Source organism: Amycolatopsis sp. SB7-3, from assembly GCF_041021335.1.
In the GTDB taxonomy this organism is placed as follows: Bacteria; Actinomycetota; Actinomycetes; order Mycobacteriales; family Pseudonocardiaceae; genus Amycolatopsis; species Amycolatopsis japonica.
Genome location: NZ_JBFPJQ010000001.1, coordinates 722,937 through 739,003, shown reverse-complemented (window position 1 = coordinate 739,003; position 16,067 = coordinate 722,937). Strand labels below are relative to the sequence as shown.

18 protein-coding genes are annotated in these 16,067 nt (G+C 69.7%); 11 read left to right on the top strand and 7 right to left on the bottom strand.

What is annotated here, in order from left to right:
• The first annotated feature begins 51 nt into the window (after window positions 1-51).
• Window positions 52-435, top strand: coding sequence for a DUF6401 family natural product biosynthesis protein (locus AB8M46_RS03570; RefSeq protein WP_125734449.1), 384 nt, complete (start codon window positions 52-54; stop codon window positions 433-435).
• Between the two features lie 34 nt (window positions 436-469).
• On the opposite strand, the gene AB8M46_RS03565 is transcribed toward AB8M46_RS03570, so the two are convergent.
• Window positions 470-1,390 carry a hypothetical protein gene (locus AB8M46_RS03565; protein ID WP_037341476.1) on the bottom strand — a complete coding sequence of 307 codons (921 nt, stop codon included), beginning with the start codon at window positions 1,388-1,390 and terminating at the stop codon, window positions 470-472.
• Between the two features lie 98 nt (window positions 1,391-1,488).
• Complete coding sequence (locus AB8M46_RS03560) at window positions 1,489-1,701, bottom strand: FmdB family zinc ribbon protein (RefSeq protein ID WP_016336811.1); 213 nt, start codon at window positions 1,699-1,701, stop codon at window positions 1,489-1,491.
• 50 nt (window positions 1,702-1,751) lie between these two features.
• Here AB8M46_RS03560 and AB8M46_RS03555 point away from each other — a divergent pair, with 50 nt between their 5' ends.
• Window positions 1,752-2,876 (top strand): alkaline phosphatase family protein, encoded by a 1,125-nt coding sequence (locus AB8M46_RS03555; RefSeq protein ID WP_394359531.1) that lies wholly within the window; start codon window positions 1,752-1,754, stop codon window positions 2,874-2,876.
• On the opposite strand, the gene AB8M46_RS03550 is transcribed toward AB8M46_RS03555, so the two are convergent.
• Window positions 2,873-3,997, bottom strand: a complete 1,125-nt coding sequence (locus tag AB8M46_RS03550; RefSeq protein ID WP_037341478.1) for a serine hydrolase — start codon at window positions 3,995-3,997, stop codon at window positions 2,873-2,875. The genes AB8M46_RS03555 and AB8M46_RS03550 overlap by 4 nt on opposite strands.
• An 80-nt stretch (window positions 3,998-4,077) precedes the next feature.
• The gene (locus AB8M46_RS03545) at window positions 4,078-4,641 is read right to left on the bottom strand and encodes a class I SAM-dependent methyltransferase (protein WP_394360836.1); all 564 of its coding nucleotides are present in this window, start codon (window positions 4,639-4,641) and stop codon (window positions 4,078-4,080) included.
• Between the two features lie 51 nt (window positions 4,642-4,692).
• On the opposite strand from AB8M46_RS03545, the gene AB8M46_RS03540 reads away from it, so the two are divergent.
• The gene (locus tag AB8M46_RS03540; RefSeq protein WP_152610983.1) at window positions 4,693-5,445 is read left to right on the top strand and encodes a helix-turn-helix transcriptional regulator; all 753 of its coding nucleotides are present in this window, start codon (window positions 4,693-4,695) and stop codon (window positions 5,443-5,445) included.
• Window positions 5,446-5,635: 190 nt separating this feature from the next.
• Window positions 5,636-5,923 carry a hypothetical protein gene (locus tag AB8M46_RS03535; RefSeq protein ID WP_037342519.1) on the top strand — a complete coding sequence of 96 codons (288 nt, stop codon included), beginning with the start codon at window positions 5,636-5,638 and terminating at the stop codon, window positions 5,921-5,923.
• A gap of 18 nt (window positions 5,924-5,941) precedes the next feature.
• Here AB8M46_RS03535 and AB8M46_RS03530 read toward each other — a convergent pair whose 3' ends face one another.
• Entirely contained in the window at window positions 5,942-6,484 is a 543-nt protein-coding gene (locus AB8M46_RS03530) for a GNAT family N-acetyltransferase (RefSeq protein ID WP_394359530.1), read from the bottom strand.
• Between AB8M46_RS03530 and AB8M46_RS03525 the strand changes: the two genes are divergently transcribed.
• Entirely contained in the window at window positions 6,483-7,220 is a 738-nt protein-coding gene (locus AB8M46_RS03525; RefSeq protein ID WP_394359529.1) for an alpha/beta fold hydrolase, read from the top strand. The two genes, AB8M46_RS03530 and AB8M46_RS03525, sit on opposite strands and share 2 nt — an antisense overlap.
• Before the next feature lie 112 nt (window positions 7,221-7,332).
• Complete coding sequence (locus tag AB8M46_RS03520; protein WP_394359528.1) at window positions 7,333-8,541, top strand: glycosyltransferase; 1,209 nt, start codon at window positions 7,333-7,335, stop codon at window positions 8,539-8,541.
• A 46-nt stretch (window positions 8,542-8,587) separates the two neighbouring features.
• Here AB8M46_RS03520 and AB8M46_RS03515 read toward each other — a convergent pair whose 3' ends face one another.
• Window positions 8,588-9,427 carry a phosphotransferase gene (locus AB8M46_RS03515; protein ID WP_394359527.1) on the bottom strand — a complete coding sequence of 280 codons (840 nt, stop codon included), beginning with the start codon at window positions 9,425-9,427 and terminating at the stop codon, window positions 8,588-8,590.
• A 135-nt stretch (window positions 9,428-9,562) separates the two neighbouring features.
• On the opposite strand from AB8M46_RS03515, the gene ctaD reads away from it, so the two are divergent.
• From ctaD to AB8M46_RS03490, 5 genes are all read left to right on the top strand, one after another.
• The gene (gene ctaD, locus AB8M46_RS03510) at window positions 9,563-11,341 is read left to right on the top strand and encodes a cytochrome c oxidase subunit I (RefSeq protein WP_037341494.1); all 1,779 of its coding nucleotides are present in this window, start codon (window positions 9,563-9,565) and stop codon (window positions 11,339-11,341) included.
• Between the two features lie 88 nt (window positions 11,342-11,429).
• Entirely contained in the window at window positions 11,430-12,659 is a 1,230-nt protein-coding gene (serB, locus tag AB8M46_RS03505) for a phosphoserine phosphatase SerB (RefSeq protein WP_005165636.1), read from the top strand.
• A complete protein-coding gene (locus AB8M46_RS03500; protein ID WP_037341496.1) occupies window positions 12,656-13,414 on the top strand; it encodes a peptidyl-tRNA hydrolase in 759 nt (252 codons plus the stop codon). The genes serB and AB8M46_RS03500 overlap by 4 nt, the downstream gene beginning before the upstream one ends.
• A gap of 17 nt (window positions 13,415-13,431) precedes the next feature.
• A complete protein-coding gene (locus AB8M46_RS03495; RefSeq protein WP_394359526.1) occupies window positions 13,432-15,180 on the top strand; it encodes a serine/threonine-protein kinase in 1,749 nt (582 codons plus the stop codon).
• A gap of 11 nt (window positions 15,181-15,191) precedes the next feature.
• The gene (locus AB8M46_RS03490; protein ID WP_037341498.1) at window positions 15,192-15,596 is read left to right on the top strand and encodes an OsmC family protein; all 405 of its coding nucleotides are present in this window, start codon (window positions 15,192-15,194) and stop codon (window positions 15,594-15,596) included.
• A 73-nt stretch (window positions 15,597-15,669) separates the two neighbouring features.
• On the opposite strand, the gene AB8M46_RS03485 is transcribed toward AB8M46_RS03490, so the two are convergent.
• Complete coding sequence (locus AB8M46_RS03485; protein WP_037341500.1) at window positions 15,670-16,023, bottom strand: hypothetical protein; 354 nt, start codon at window positions 16,021-16,023, stop codon at window positions 15,670-15,672.
• Between the last annotated feature and the right edge of the window lie 44 nt (window positions 16,024-16,067).

Below are 16,067 nucleotides of genomic sequence, written 5' to 3'. Positions count from 1 at the left end.
TCGTCATCACCGGGATGTCGACAAATCGTCCGACCTGGCTAACCTGGTCGGGTGAAAGATCTGGTCTCGTCCTGGGTGGAATCTTCGGCTCGTAGCACGCTTTCCCGGCTGCACCAGCAGATCGGTGTGGCCGGGCTCGCGGCCGCGGCGGCCGTGCCCGGGCTGTCCGCCGTCTTCGATCAGCACTCCGCCGCGGTCCGCGACATCCTCGCGGTCGGGGTCGAAGGCTCGGCGGCGGTGGCCGGGGTCGTCCTGCTCGCCGGCTACACGCGCGGGCTGCTCGACGAGGCGAAGGCCAAGGGCTGGACGTTCCGTGCTCCGGCCGATCTGACCGCGTGGACCACCAGCGACTGGGTGACCGCGCGGCTGGTCGGCGTGTGTTCGCTGGCCGCCTCGATGGACGACCGGCGGACCCAGCCGACCGGGAACGGGTAGGGCGGCCGGACGCCCCACCCGCTCCCGTGGAAGGTCAGCGGTACTCCGGCGGAGGGGGCATGTTTCCACCGGGGGGCCGCTGGCCGGGATCCTGGTGCTGCGGCACCTGACCCTGGCTGGGCGGGAACTGCTGGTGCTGCGTCGGCGCGTTCGGGTTCGCGGCGTGATGCCCGGCGGACACCGGCTGGCTGACCGCCGTCCGCTCCGTCGGCACCTCACCCGAGCGGCCCGCGTCCTCGCGACCACGCTGGTAGGCCTCGGCCTGCGCCTTCGCGGCGGGGATCTCCGCCTCGGCCCGGCCGAGCCACGTCTCCCAGCGCTGCTGCATCGGCTTGATGAGACCACCGCCGACACCGACGACGGCGATACCGCCGACCGTGGCGAGCACGGTGATCAGCACCGGCATCGTGACCGCGGTGGCCACGCCGATCTGGTTCAGCGCGGCGATCGCGCCGAGGCCCCAGATGAACACCGAGGCGATGGTGGCGAGCACCTTGCCGTAGGAGACACCGCCGAGGGCGTTCCCGATCAGATCCTTGACCGCCTTGGCGACCGCGCCGGCGATCACCACGATGACGATCGCGACGATGGCACGCGGCAGCCACGCGACGATGTCGTTGAGCAGCGCGCTCACCGGGTTCGGGCCGAACACGCCGAACGCGAACTGCAGGGCGATCAGCAGGATCGCGTAATAGACGATCTTGCTGATGATGCTCGACGCGTCGAACTGGCTGCGCGCGAGCATCTGCTTGAAGCCCCCGCGTTCGAGAAGCCGGTTGAACCCGACCTTCTCGAGCACCATGCTCACGGCCTTCGAGAGCGCCTTGGCGATCAGCCAGCCGATGAACAGGATGACCAGGAACGCGAGCAGTTTCGGGACGAAGGTGGCGACCGAACTCCAGGCGCTCGACACGCCCTGACCGAAGTCGACGGCCGCCAGTGCTGATGTGGCCACTGGACTTTCTCCCTTCCCACCACTGGAGCTTCCAGACTGGTGGGAAGGGGGTACCCGCCATTCGGGCGATCACACGTTACGCCACCCGAACGGGTGGGTCAGCCGCAGCAGCCTCCGCCGCAGCAACCGCCTCCACCTGCGGGAACAGGGGCCGGACCGGAAGCGGACCCGGTCAGCGCGACGGTCGTCAGCAGCTTGACGGTGTCCTGGTGGCCCTCGGGGCACGGCGCGGGCGCACCGGACTCGCTCATCGGCCGCAGCAGTTCGAAGGTTCCGGCGCATTCGCGGCAGCGGTAGGCGTAGGTCGGCATTCCGGCATTATCCCATCTCCTTCCGGCCGCCGGGATGGCAAGCTGGCCGGGTGGAACTGCCTGTCGCGGCGCATGTGCCGCATCTCGGCCAAGTCGTCCCGTCCGTGCTTTCCGCCCTCGGCGCCGAGGGGTTCGCCAATTCGCTGAGCCTGGCGGAGGCGTCCAGCGCCTGTGTCCTGCTGATCGACGGTCTCGGCTGGGAGCTGCTGGCCGAGCACCCCGCCGACGCGCCGGTGCTCACCCAGCTGGCGAAGTCGCCGCTGCGGGTCGGTTTCCCGGCGACGACGGCGGCCGGGCTCGGCGCGATCGGCACCGGCCTGGCGTCGGGGGAGCACGGCCTGGTCGGGTACAGCTTCGAGGTGCCGGGCACCGGAGTCCTGAACGCGTTGCGCTGGAGCAGCCACGTGGACGGCGGCGATCTCCGCGGGGCTCTGCCGCCGCGCGAGGTGCAGCCGCTGCCGACGACGTTCGAACGCGCGGCGGCCGCCGGGATCACGACCAGCGTGGTGTCTTCGGCGAAGTTCGCCGACACCGCGCTCACCCGGGCGACGCAGTCCGGCGCGCGCTATGTGGGCGTCCACGCGCTCGGCGACCTCGCCGCCTGCGTCCTGCACTGTCTCGAAGCGCGGCCGGCGTTCTGCTGGGGCTATCACAGCGAACTCGACATGATGGGCCATATCTACGGGCCCGGTTCGGCGCCGTGGCGGATGCAGCTGCGGCAGGTCGACCGGCTCGTGGAGTCCCTTGTGGACGGTCTACCGCCGGGCGCGCTCCTCACCGTCGTGGCCGACCACGGCATGGTGACCGTCGAGGGCGCGCTCGACATCGACGAGACACCCGCGCTGCTCGGCGGCGTCCGGGCCATCGGGGGCGAGGTCCGGGCGCGGCACGTCTACAGCGAAGCGGGCGCGGAGGCCGACGTCCTGGCGGCGTGGCGCGAGGTGATCGGAGACCGGGCTTGGATCCTCCCGCGCGACGAGGCCGTCGAGGCGGGCTGGTTCGGGCCGGTCTCCGATCGGGTCCGTCCGCGTATCGGCGACGTGGTCGTGGCGGCGAAGGGACGCTTCGGGCTCGTGCGGGAACTGGCGGAGGCCGTCGAGTCCTCTTTGGTAGGGCAGCACGGCTCGCTGACCCCCGCCGAGCAACTCGTCCCGTTGGTCCTCGCGCGCGGCTAGCCGCAGAATTCGGCGAACATCGCGCGCAACACGGCCGAGCGCGCGGTTTCGGAGGTCAGGTTCGTGGTGACGCCGACCGTGATCTGCCTGGTGCCGTCGGAAGTCCGCATGCTCCAGGTGTTGTAGCCGGGCACCGAACCGTTGAAGCCCCAAGCCTCCGGCGCGGCGCAGCCCTGCGGGAGCCGGAGCCGCATGACGCCGAGGCCCGAGTCGACCGCGGGAACGCCGCTGGGCACGGTTTTGCGCATCTCGGCCAGCTGCGCCGCGGGGAAGAGCCGTCCGGTGAACAGGGCGCCATAGAACCGGTTCAGATCGTCGGCGGTGGAGATCAGATTCCCGGAACCCCAGAACCGCGACATCTCGTAGTCGGTGACATCGGTCAGCGGCGCGTCGGGACCGTACAGCCGTTCGTAACCACGGGCGGCCGCGCGGTGGACGTAGGGATAGCGGTACGGGAGGGAGCTGTCCCGCATTCCCGCCTTGTCGAGAACCCGGCGCTGCAGCACGGAATTCAGCTCGTCGCCGGTGAGCTTTTCGACGAGTTTCCCGAGTACGGCGTAATTGGTGTTGGAGTACACCATGCCTTGACCGGGCGGGAAGGCCAGCGGTTTGCCCTCGGTCCCCAGCCGGATGGTCTCGTCCGGCGACTGGTGCCGCCAGCGGGTCGTGTCGATCTCCGGCAGGCTGTTCCACCGGTCGGTCGCGGGGATCCCGCTGGTGTGCTGCAGCAACTGGCGGACGGTGATCGGCTCGGTGTAGGGCAGCAGCCCGGGAAGGCGATCCTGGACGCGGTCGTCGAGGCCGACTTTGCCCTCGCCGGCCAGCTGCAGCACGGCGGTGGCGACCACGCTCTTGGTGATGCTGCCCGCCCGGAACCGGCCGCGGGGGTCCGGCGCGCCGCCCGTCGTGACGTCGCCGACGCCGCTCCGGCCGTACCAGCCGCCGTCCTGGTCGAGCACCGCGGCGTACGCGCCGGGCGCACCGGCGGCGACGGCGTCGTCCAGCGCCTTTTGCAGACCTTCCCTGGCGGGGGCGGCGACGGCCTGACCGGCCGCGAGTGTTCCGGAGAACAAGGCGGTGCCGGCGACGATCGCCGCCAAACCGCGAAACAGACGATTCATGCACCTGACGCTAGGAGGCGCCCAGCACCGGGACAGCCCCTAAAACCCCTGCTGTGCCCGGACTTCTCGCGAGCGACCCCCTAGGTGGGCTTCCTCGCCGAGAACTTCACGGAGCGCTTGGGTACGTGGTCGACCTCGATGTCGGTGAATCCGGCGTCGGTGAGCCGGGGCCAGATCGAGACCGGGTCGAGCGCGTTCATCGTGTCGCCGAGGTGGAGGAGCCGGAACGGCGCGTTCGCCAGGCTGTCGATCGCGCGCAGGACACCGCCGGGGCGGAGCACGCGGAACGCCTCGGCGAAGATCGAGTCCTGCAACGCCGTCGTCGGCACGTGGTGCAGCATCGTGAAGCAGACGACCGCGGAGAATTCGCCGTCCTCGAAGGGCATCGCCGCCCCGTCGCCCTGGACGATCCGCACCCGCCCGTCGAATTCCCGTTTGAGGAGGTCCGCGGACGCCTCGTCGATCTCGACGGCGGTGAGCCGGGGGACGAGCCCGGCGAGCGCGCGCGTGGTCGCGCCGAAGCCGGGCCCGATCTCCAGGACGGAGTCACCCAGGTCGAAACCGGCGACGTTGCCCGGCATCTCGGCGGCGACGGCCTTCGCCCACAGCGCGGAACTGCAGAGTTTGCGGTGCACCAGGTTCATCGGCATGCATCCGAAGCTAACGGTGACCGATAGGCGATAGGCTGCCAACCGATGTCGAATATCGGACTCCTGCCGCCGATGTCCACGGCGATGGTGCTCGGTGAGATGGACCTGCCCGCGGGCACCTGGCTCCCTTGGCACGAACACGACGGCCACCAGCTCGCCTGGGCGGCGCGGGGGATCCTGAGCGTGAACGTCGGCGAGCGGTACTGGGTGCTGCCGCCGACCCGGGCGCTCTGGATCCCGGCCGGGGTCGTCCACCGGACCGGCGCCACCGCGCAGACCGTGTTGCGGGGGATCTACGCCGCCCGGGACCGATGCCCGGTGCGCTGGCCCGAACCGACGCTCGTCGCCGTCCGTCCACTGCTGCGCGAACTGCTGGAGCACCTCGGGGCGGCCGACCTCGGCGACGACGCGCGCCGCCGGGCCGAGGCGGTCGCGTTCGACCTGCTCGAACCGGTGGACGTCGTGCCGATCACCGTGCCGATGCCGTCCGACGAACGTGCGCTGGCCGTCGCGCGGGCGGTGATCGCCGATCCTGCGGACCGCCGCGCCCTCGCCGATTTCGTCCGGCACGCGGGCGCGAGCGAACGCACGCTCGCGCGGCTGTTCCTCACCGAGTGCCGCACGACGTTCGGCGCGTGGCGGGTCCAGGCGCGCCTGCGCGCGTCACTGCCGCTGCTGGCCGAGGGCATGCCGCTGACCGCGGTCTCCCGCCGGATCGGCTATTCCTCGCCGAGCGCTTTCGTCGCCGCGTTCCGCCGCGCGGTCGGCGTGACGCCGGGCGCCTACTTCGGCGGCTGACTCCCCGAGTCACGCCTTCGATCACGCGTGTTCCGGCTTCGATCACGCGTGTTCCGGCTTCGATCACGCGTGATCGGCCGGACGTCACGCGTGATCCGGCGGACGACACGCCTGATGGAAGGCGGGACCGGGTGTGACCCTGCGCGCGTACGTCGGCGGCCGGCCGGGCCCGCCGTATACCGTTTCGGGCGTGCCACGACGTAACCGGCCCGAACGCGGTGGGCGCCCCGACCTCGGCGCGTCGACCGGCTGGGCGCGCTCCGAATCCGCCTCCGACGGCGAATGGCTGGTGCGCACCGTGCCCGGCGCGCAGGCCACCAAGGACTACCGCTGTCCCGGTTGCGACCACGAGATCCGGCAGGGGACCCCGCATGTGGTCGCCTGGCCCGCCGACGACACCGGCGGCGTCGCCGACCGCCGCCATTGGCACAAGGCGTGCTGGGGCGCGCGGTCCCGGCGAAGGCCAGGTCGTTGGTGACTCGGCCGCTGGTGAGCTTCAGCGCCGCAGGTGCAAGGAAGGTTCTCCCGCGAATTCCTCCTCCGTGTGGACCTTGAAACCGAGCCGCTCGGCGACCCGGATGGACGGTTTGTTGGACGCCATGATGTTGGCGATCACCGGGACGTCGGGGATCTCCCGCTCCGCCCACTCGACGACGGCGGCCGCCATCTCCGTCGCGTACCCCTTGCCCCAGGTGAACGGCCAGAAGCGGTACGCGAGGTTCAGCACGCGCTCGCCGTTCCATTCGTGATAGCGGACGCCGCCGAAACCGAGGATCGTCTCCGGATCGTCCGAAGCGGACACCGTGAGATAGCCGAACCCGTGCTCGGCCCACTGCTTCAGCCAAGCGTCGTACAGCTCGTTCGCACCCTCGACGGTGTGCGGCTCCGGGTTGAACCTGTTCGTCTCCGGATCGGCCTGCAGCGCGACGATGTTCTCGCGATCCGCCTCGCGCAGCCTCCGCAGCAGCAGCCTCTCCGTCTTGATCTCTGTCAGCACGGATCTGACGGTAGCGCCAGGGTGCGACAGAATTATCGCCATGAACGATCTCCCGCTGGTCCTGCTGCACGCCTTCCCCGTCGACGCCCGCATGTGGGACGCGGTCCGCGCGCCGCTCTCGGAACGTCTGCGGCTGATCACACCCGACCAGCGCGGCCTCGGCCGCAGCCCGCTGCCGGAAACGGACCGGGAGCCGGATCTGGACGACGCCGCCCGCGACGTGGTCGCGTTGCTCGACCGGCTGGAACTCGACAAGGTCGTCCTCGGCGGCTGCTCGATGGGCGGCTATTTGACGATGGCGGTGCTGCGCCTCGCGCCGGAACGGGTGGGCGGGCTCGTGTTCATCGACACGAAGGCGACCGCTGACACCCCCGAAGCCGCGCAGGCCCGGCACGACGTCGCGGCCCGGGTCGAAGCGGAGGGCACCGGCTGGATGCCCGAAGCCGTCACGCCCGGACTGCTCGCGGAGAAGGCGCGCCCGGAAGTGGTCGAACGGCTTCGGGAGCTGATCACGACACAGCCGCCGTCCGGGATCGCGTGGGCGGCGCGCGCGATGGCGGCCCGGCCCGATTCGCTCGAAACGCTGCGTTCGGCGGACGTGCCGGCGCTGGTCGTGGTCGGCGAAGAGGACGGCCTGACCCCGTTGGAAGCGGCGAACACGCTGGTGGAAACGCTGCCGGACGCGACGTTGGTGGTGCTGCCGGAGGCGGGACATCTGACGCCGCTGGAGGATCCGGCCGGAGTCGTCGAAGCGATCTTGGGCTGGTACCCCGCGTAAGAAAAGGTTCCCCTCGCCCCTTCAAAGGTATAGCGGACCCCTGGGCTTGCGGCAAGCCCCCATTCCCGGTCCACAATTCGTGCCTTCACGTTTTTGCCGAAGGGGGATTCCCATGCGTGTACTCCTGTCCACTATCGGGACGAGGGGTGAGGTGCAGCCGCTGGTGGCACTGGCGGTGCGATTGCGGGAACTGGGCCAGGAAGTCCGGCTTTGCGCGCCGCCTGATTTCCGTGAGTGGGCCGAAGGTCTCGGGATCTCCTTCGCGCCGTTGGGGCCGGAACTGCGGTCGACGGCGAAGCCGGATTCCGCGATGACCAAGGCGATGGCCACGCCGGAAGGGCGGCGCGCGATGGCCGAGGCCATGGTGGTGAACCAGTTCGAGACGATGCCGGACGTGGCCGAGGGATGCGACGCCGTCGTCGCGGGAATGGCCTTGAACATCGCCGCCCATTCGGTGGCCGAGCGAAAAGGGATTCCGTATTTCTTCACCGCTTACTGCCCGATAACGCTGCCTTCACTGCACCATCGTCCGCCCGTTTTCCCGGGATGGGCGCCGAAGAATCCCGACGCCGACATCCCGGCCTTATGGGCCGACGACGCGGAGCGGTGGAACGCGCAATGGGGCGACGTGCTCGACGCTCAGCGGAAACTGCTGGGCCTGCCGCCGGTCGACGACGTGCGCGGGCACATCTTCACCGAGCGTCCGTGGCTGGCCGCCGATCCGGTGCTGGCGCCGTGGCGGGGCCCGTCGGCGCTGGACGTCCACCAGACCGGTGCCTGGCTCCTACCGGATCACAGTCCGTTGTCGCCGGAGCTGGAGGCGTTCCTCGACGACGGGGAACCGCCGGTCTACTTCGGATTTGGGAGCATCCGCGCGCCGGAGGAGATCGCGAAGGCGATGATCGAGGCGGCGAGGGCGCACGGACGGCGGGCGATCGTGTTCCAGGGCTGGACCGGACTGGCGCTGATCGACGACGAACCCGACTGCATCGCAATCGGGGATGTCAATCAGCAGGCGCTCTTCCCGCGGGTCGCGGCCGTCGTGCATCACGGCGGTGCCGGCACGACCACGGCGGCGACCCGGGCCGGGGTGCCGCAGGTGCTGGTGCCGCAGATGTTCGACCAGCCGTACTTCGCCCAGCGGGTGCGGGATCTCGGGGTGGGGACGTCGATCACGGGGGAGCCCTCGGTCGAAGCGCTGACGCTCGCTTTGGGCGAGGTGCTTCGTCCCGAAGTCGCCTCCCGGGCCCGGCAGGTGGGCGGCGAGGTGCGGACGGACGGCGTCGATGTGGCGGCTGAGCTCCTGATGTCCGGCGTTTAGTCCTCTCGATGCGGTACTTGCGCGTGCAACGACCGCATTCAGAGGACTAAACGCGGGAGGAGAAGTAGCGCTCCAGGGCGGCTTCCGCCTCGCCGAGTCGTTCGGGGAACCGCTGCGCGATCACGAATCGCCACGGCACCTCGAACAACCGCCGCAACGCGATGAACGGCTCCAGCGACGAAGGCGCCACGTCCGCCGGGTACGCGTCCAAGGTCTCGCGCCCGGCCTCCGCGCAGAGCACGCCGAGGTCCCAGCCGAGCGGTCCGCGCCAGGTGTCCTCGAAGTCGAGCCAGCACGGCCCGGCCGCGGTCGCGACGACGTTCCCCCGATGGGCGTCTCCGTGCAGCGGCCGGGCCTCACCCTCCGGAAGCGCCGCCGCGACCCGTTCGAGTTCGTCGTACAGCCGGGGCGCCGCACCGCCCATGACCGCGCCATGCCGGTCGAGCAGCGTCCGGAGTTCGCGGACGGGCCCGAGGTCGGGCAGTTCACCGGGGTAGTCCGCGAGCGCCTCGTGCACCCGGGCGAGGGAAAGCGCCACCTCGCGCGGCGACAGCGTGTGGCCCGGCTCGTGCGGCGTGTAGTGCCAGAGAGTGACCGGCAGCCCGTTGGCGAAATGCGGTCCTGCCGGGGGATCCGTGGTCGGTGAGACGACGAGCACATCACGTTCCGTGAGGTGCCTCGACAGCTCGACGTCGCGCGCGAGCCAGTCCTCGGGCGACGATCGGGCGAGCCGGGTGGTGCCGGGCACCCGTGCCACCACCGGACCCAGTCTCACCAGCACGTTCGACTTGAAATGCAGGACATCGGGACTGCCGGTCGGCAGCCCGTACCGGTCACCGACGGCGAGCGCCGCGGCCACTCCCGCACGCGTGTGTTCGTCGGTCACGGCCCGATCTTGCCAGCCGGTGCGCGCGACTGTCGGTAGTGAGGGCTACGATCCCCACTAGCCGCCGGATTGGGTCCCGAACCCGCCCGGCGACCGCAAATTGACCACCACAAGGTTTGAGTGTTGGAGGCAGGAGTGACGGCCGTAGCCCCCAAGCCGATCGCCACGCGCCCGTATCCCGCGCGCGAGTCGGTTAAGGGTTCGTACCTGCTGCGGTTGTTCCGCACGACGGACCACAAGCAAATCGGCATCATGTACCTGGTCACGTCGTTCGCCTTCTTCATGGTGGGCGGCGCGATGGCGATGCTGATCCGCTCCGAGCTGGCGCGTCCCGGGCAGCAGTTCCTTTCGCAGGAGCAGTACAACCAGCTGTTCACCATGCACGGCACGATCATGCTGCTGCTGTACGCGACGCCGATCCTCTTCGGTTTCGCGAACTTCATCCTGCCGCTGCAGATCGGTTCGCCCGACGTCGCGTTCCCGCGGCTGAACGCGTTCTCGTACTGGCTGTACCTGTTCGGCGGCCTGATCGTGATGTCCGGCTTCCTGACCCCGGGTGGCGCCGCCGACTTCGGCTGGTTCGCCTACACCCCGCTGTCGGACGCCATCCACTCGCCCGGCGTCGGCGCCGACCTGTGGATCTCCGGTCTGGTCGTGTCCGGTCTCGGCACCATCCTCGGTGGCGTCAACATGATCACCACGGTGATCTGCCTGCGCGCCCCCGGTATGACGATGTACCGGATGCCGATCTTCACCTGGAACATCCTGGTCACCAGCATCCTGATCCTGCTGGCGTTCCCGATCCTGACCGCGGCCCTGATGGGCCTGCTGGCGGACCGGCATCTCGGGGCGCACGTGTTCGACCCCGCGAACGGCGGCGTGATCCTCTGGCAACACCTGTTCTGGTTCTTCGGCCATCCAGAGGTCTATATCGTCGCGCTACCGTTCTTCGGGATCGTGTCGGAGATCTTCCCGGTCTTCAGCCGCAAGCCGATCTTCGGTTACAAGGGCCTGGTCTGGGCGACGCTGGCGATCGCCGCGCTGTCGGTGGCCGTGTGGGCGCACCACATGTACGCGACCGGCGCCGTGCTGCTGCCGTTCTTCTCCTTCATGACCTTCCTGATCGCGGTCCCGACCGGCGTGAAGTTCTTCAACTGGATCGGCACGATGTGGAAGGGCCAGCTGTCCTTCGAGACGCCGATGATCTTCTCGATGGGCTTCATCGTCACGTTCCTCTTCGGCGGTTTGACCGGCATCATGCTGGCCGCGCCGGCGATCGACTTCCACGTGTCCGACAGCTACTTCGTCGTCGCGCACTTCCACTACGTGCTCTACGGCACGATCGTGTTCGCCACGTTCGCCGGGATCTACTTCTGGTTCCCGAAGATCACCGGCCGCATGATGGACGAGAAGCTCGGCAAGTGGCACTTCTGGACCACGTTCATCGGCTTCCACGCCACGTTCCTGGTGCAGCACTGGCTCGGCGCCGAAGGCATGCCGCGCCGGTACGCGGACTACCTGCAGTCCGACGGGTTCACGACGCTGAACACGATCTCCACGATCGGCGCGTACATCCTCGGTGCCTCGACGCTGCCGTTCATCTGGAACGTCTTCAAGAGCTACCGGTACGGCGAGATCGTCACGGTGGACGACCCGTGGGGCTACGGCAACTCGCTCGAATGGGCGACGTCCTGCCCGCCGCCGCGGCACAACTTCACCGAGCTGCCGCGGATCCGGTCCGAGCGTCCGGCGTTCGAACTGCACTACCCGCACATGATGGAGCGCATCCACAAGGAGGGTGAGATCGGCTTCTTCGGGAAGCAGAAGGTCAACACCCACCGGGCGCCGTCCCAGCTGCTCACCGAGGCGGCCATGCCGGGTGACCACTCCGAGGACAACTCCAGCGAGAAGTGACCCGATAAGCGGAAACGGCGCGTGCCTTGCCTCACACAGGGGTAAGGCACGCGCCTTTTTCATGGCCGGTTGAGGGAGACTGACCTTCGTGACGCAGACACCAGTTCTCATCACCACCACCGGACCCGACAAGCCGGGTGTGTCCTCGGTGCTGTTCGCCGTGCTGTCACGCCATGACGTGGACGTCCTCGACGTCGAGCAGGTCGTGATCCGCGGCCAGCTGGTGCTCGGCGTGCTCGCCGGCGTCTACCGCGACCCCGAAGGCCTGCAGGAGTACGTCGAGCAGGCGATGGCGTCGGTCGGGATGCAGGTCGAGGTGAAGATCGGCTCGGCCATCGGCGCCGACCCGTTCGCCATCGGCCAGAAGGACTCCACGCATGTCCTGCTGATGCTCGGCCGCCCGGTGACGGCGCGTGCGTTCTCCGACGTCGCGCGCCGGCTCGCCGCGCTGGACGTCAACATCGACTCGATCCGCAGTGTCGCCGACTACCCGGTGACCGGGCTGGAGCTGTACGCCTCGCTCGCCCAGGACACCCCGGAGGCCGACGCCGCGCTGCGCACCGCGCTCGCGGACGCCGCCGTCGAGGCCGGGATCGACATCTCGGTCGAGCGGGCCGGGCTCGCCCGCCGCGCCAAGCGCCTGGTGGTCTTCGACGTCGATTCCACCCTCATCCAGGGCGAGGTCATCGAGATGCTCGGCGCGCACGCCGGGGTCGAACCGCAGGTCCGCGAGATCACCGAGGCCGCGATGCGCGGCGAACTGAACTTCGGCGAGTCGCTGGAGCGCCGCGTCGCGCTGCTGGAAGGGCTGCCCGAAACGGTGCTGGACGAGGTCGCCGCGTCCATCGAACTCACCCCTGGCGCGCGCACGACCATCCGCACGCTGAAGCGGATGGGCTTCCGCTGCGGCGTCGTCTCGGGCGGGTTCACCAAGATCATCCAGTCCCTCGTGGACGACCTCGGCCTCGATTTCGCCGCCGCGAACGAACTCGAAGTGGTCGACGGCAAGCTCACCGGCCGGGTGGTCGGGGAGGTCGTCGACCGCGCGGGCAAGGCGAAGGCGCTTCGCCGCTTCGCCGACGAGTACGAGATCTCGCTGCAGCAGTGCGTCGCGGTCGGTGACGGGGCGAACGACATCGACATGCTGTCGGTCGCCGGGATGGGTGTCGCCTTCAACGCCAAGCCCGCGCTGCGCGAGGTCGCCGACACCGCGCTTTCCCACCCGTACCTCGACGCCGTGCTGTTCCTGCTCGGCGTCACCAGGGCCGAGATCGAGGCGGCCGACGCGGCCGACGGTCTCGAGCTTTCCCGGCCATGAGCGTGCTGGAGCCGCTGGCCGCGCGCTACGCCCATTGGCTCGGCCTCCCCGCGGAAAGCACGGTGGACACCTCGGACGAGGATCCCGCCGAGGTCCGCGCCATGCCGGTGATCCTGCGGATGGAACGGGCCGAACCGCCGTCGCGGACCGCGTTGCTGGAGGCCGCCGCGGCGGCCGCGGTCGCGGTCTGCCTCGACGAACGCGCGCTGCCGGGAGGCGACTGGCACGACCCGCTCAAGGCGTGGGTCGACGGCCGGATCCGCAAGGTCGCCCGGCGGGCGCGCGGTGCGCACTGGCAGGCGGTCCAGGAACTGCCGGGTATCACGGTCGAGGTCGACGGCGCCGAGGCGCGGGCGTTGCTGCCCGGCCGGGTCGTGGAGTCCCCGAAAGAGGTCTCGCGGCTGCAGATCTCCGGCAGCGAACTCCCCGCCGACGAGCCGGGGCCCGCGCCGGAGGGCCTCCCGCGGCTGCTGCTGAACCCCGAGGTCTCGATGACCGTCGGCAAGGGCGCCGCCCAGGTCGGGCACGCGACGATGATCCTGGCGTCGGTGCTGGACGAAGCCGAACTGGCCGCGTGGGCCGCGACCGGGTTCCGGTGTTCGGTGCGGACTCCGCCGGTGGCGACCTGGAAGGCACTCTGCCCGGTCGAGGATCCCGAAGGTTCGTGGCGTCGTGACGGGGTCGTCGCGGTCCGGGACGCCGGGTTCACCGAAGTAGATCCCGGAACCGTCACGGTCATAGCCCAAAGGGCTTAGCCTCCTATACTCCCCGCATGGGTGACCGGCTGATCGCCGGGCGCTATCGCTTGGAGGAGCGGATCGGCGCCGGGGGTATGGGCGTGGTCTGGCGTGCCACCGATCTGGACCTCGGGCGGGTCGTCGCCCTCAAGCGTTCGCAGGCGGGCGACAGCGGTCAGATCCGGCGCGAGGCGCGGATCGGCGCCGGCCTGCATCACCCGAACGTGGTCACCGTCTTCGACGCCGTGATCGACGGTGACGACCGCTGGCTGGTGATGGAGTACCTGCCCTCGCGCAGCCTAGCCGACGTCATCGACTCCGACGGGCCGCTGCCGCCCGGCAAGGTGGCCAAGATCGGTGTCCAGCTCGCCGCGGCGCTCGCGGCGATGCACGAAAAGGGCATGGTCCACCGCGACCTCAAACCGGGCAACGTCCTGGTGGCCGAAGACGGCACCGCGAAACTCACCGATCTGGGCATCGCGCAATGGGCGGAGGTGACCCGCACCGGCGGCGGTCTCGACGTCGGCACTCCGGGCTACGTCGCGCCCGAGATGGCCGAAGGGCGGCAGGCGGGCGCGGCGGCGGACGTGTTCTCGCTCGGCGCGACCCTGTTCGCCGCCGTCGAAGGCACCTCGGTGTGGGGCGACGCGAACGTGGGCCCGTTCGTGCAGCTCCGGCGGGCGACGGCGTACACCCTGGAGCCGATCCGGCGGGCGGGACCGCTGGCGCCCGCGCTGACCGAACTGCTGCGGCGCAGGCCGGCGGGCAGGCCGAACGCCGTCCGCGCCGCCGAACTGCTGTCCGAGGTCGCGGACGTCGACGGTCCCGTCCGGACGCGACGGTTCCGCGTGCCGAAACGCGCGCTCGCGATCGGTGCCGTCGTGGCGGTGCTGGTGCTGACCGGGGCGCTGTTCTTCGCCACCAGGGAGCCCGCGTCGATCGCGGCGGACCCGCCGTCCGAGCTGATCGGGGACCGGCGGACGGCGGATCCGTGCGCGCTGGTGGACCCGTCCGTGCTGAACCATCTCGGGACACCGGAACTGGACAGCGCCGGCGGCAACTTCAACGCGTGCGGTGTCCGGTTGCGCCTGAGTCCCGACGCCGAGGACGTCGTCGAAATCCGGCTCGAACTGACGACGCCGACATCACCTTTGCTGGACAAGCCGATGCCGGGCCAGCTGATCGTGCGCGAGGTGCCGAGCGACTCGGAGGACAAGTGCGCGCGGGGGATCCCGCTGCCGGACGGCAACCAGGTGTGGGTGCACGCCCGGCACATCAAGAACTGGCACGCGCATCTGTGCGACTACGTCGATCCGGTGGCCACGCACGCGGTGAGCGTGCTGAACCGGGAGCCGGTCGAGCGGCGTCCCGCGCCTTTCCCCGCCGGCTCGCTCGGAAGTCTCGACGCCTGCGCGCTGGGCGGGAACCTGCCGCAGGCGGTCGTCGGCGGCCCGGCGACGCCGGATCCGGTCTTCGGCAACTGGGAGTGTTACTGGAACCATCGGGAGACCGAGGTGACGGTCCGGTTCGAACGGGAGCGGGCGCCGTTCGAGGACGACGGCAGACGCGTCGCTCTCGGATCGCGGGAAGCCTTCGTCGAGATCTCCACCGAATGGAAGGCTTGCCAGGCGGAGATCCCGCACCGGGGTTTCACCGGCGACGGTCGTGCCATGATCGAAACGGTGGAGATCTACGTCGCGGACAAGGTCAAGCCGCCGCAGGAGATGTGCCCGGCCGCGGAACGGCTCGCCGGCGAGATCGCCCCGAGGCTGCCGCCCCTCTGAAAGGAAACACCGTGTCTTTGGAAGTCCAGCGCGACGGTGAGCACCGCTTCATCGGCCGCAACGAACGCGGTGCCGAGGTCGTGATCGGCCGCAAAGGTGCCGAGGGCGCCTTCTCTCCGGCCGAACTGCTGCAGATCGCGGCGGCGGGCTGCTCGGCCGTCACCGCCGAGAACCTCATCACGCGCCGGATCGGGGAGGACTCGAAGTTTCGCGTCGGCGTGACCGCGGACAGGCGCGAAGGTGCTTCGGAGCTCGATGCCGTCCACGTGGCTTTCGACGTCGACGTGTCCTCGCTGCCCGCCGCGGATCGAGAGGCGCTCGCGGCGGCGGTGGATCGCGCCATCGAGCGGCTGTGCACGGTGAGCCGGACGCTGAAGAAGGGCATCCCGGTCACGGAAAGCTTCCCCGTCGAGTAGCCGCCTCCGGATGCTATGAAAGGTCCTTTCCTTGCAAAATTTGCAAGGAAAGGACCTTTCATGGCACTCGGGCTCAGTGTTTGGCGGCGTGGCCTTCGGAGCTCCACACCACGTACGCCTCGTCGGCGTCGGTGGTCATGGCCTCGATGAACTTCTCGTTGTCGAAGCCGGGCAGCGTCTGCAGCCGCTCGATCAGCGCGTCGGCGGCCGGGTCGCCGCTGGGGATCGCGGTGCCCTTCCCGTCGGCGCCCGCGAGCATGAAGAAGACGTCTTCCTTCCACGGGCCTTCAGGGATCACTCTGACCACCACCGCGGACAGCTCGGACCACGTGACGGCTTCTTCGCTGCCATCCGCGAGCTGGCGCCGCACTCCGGTGTCATCGACGCTGACGGTCCGGGATTGTGCGTTGGGCGACTCCTGGGACAACCGGTTCTCCCTGTCTTCGGCGTTCCGTTAACGGTACTCGGCCG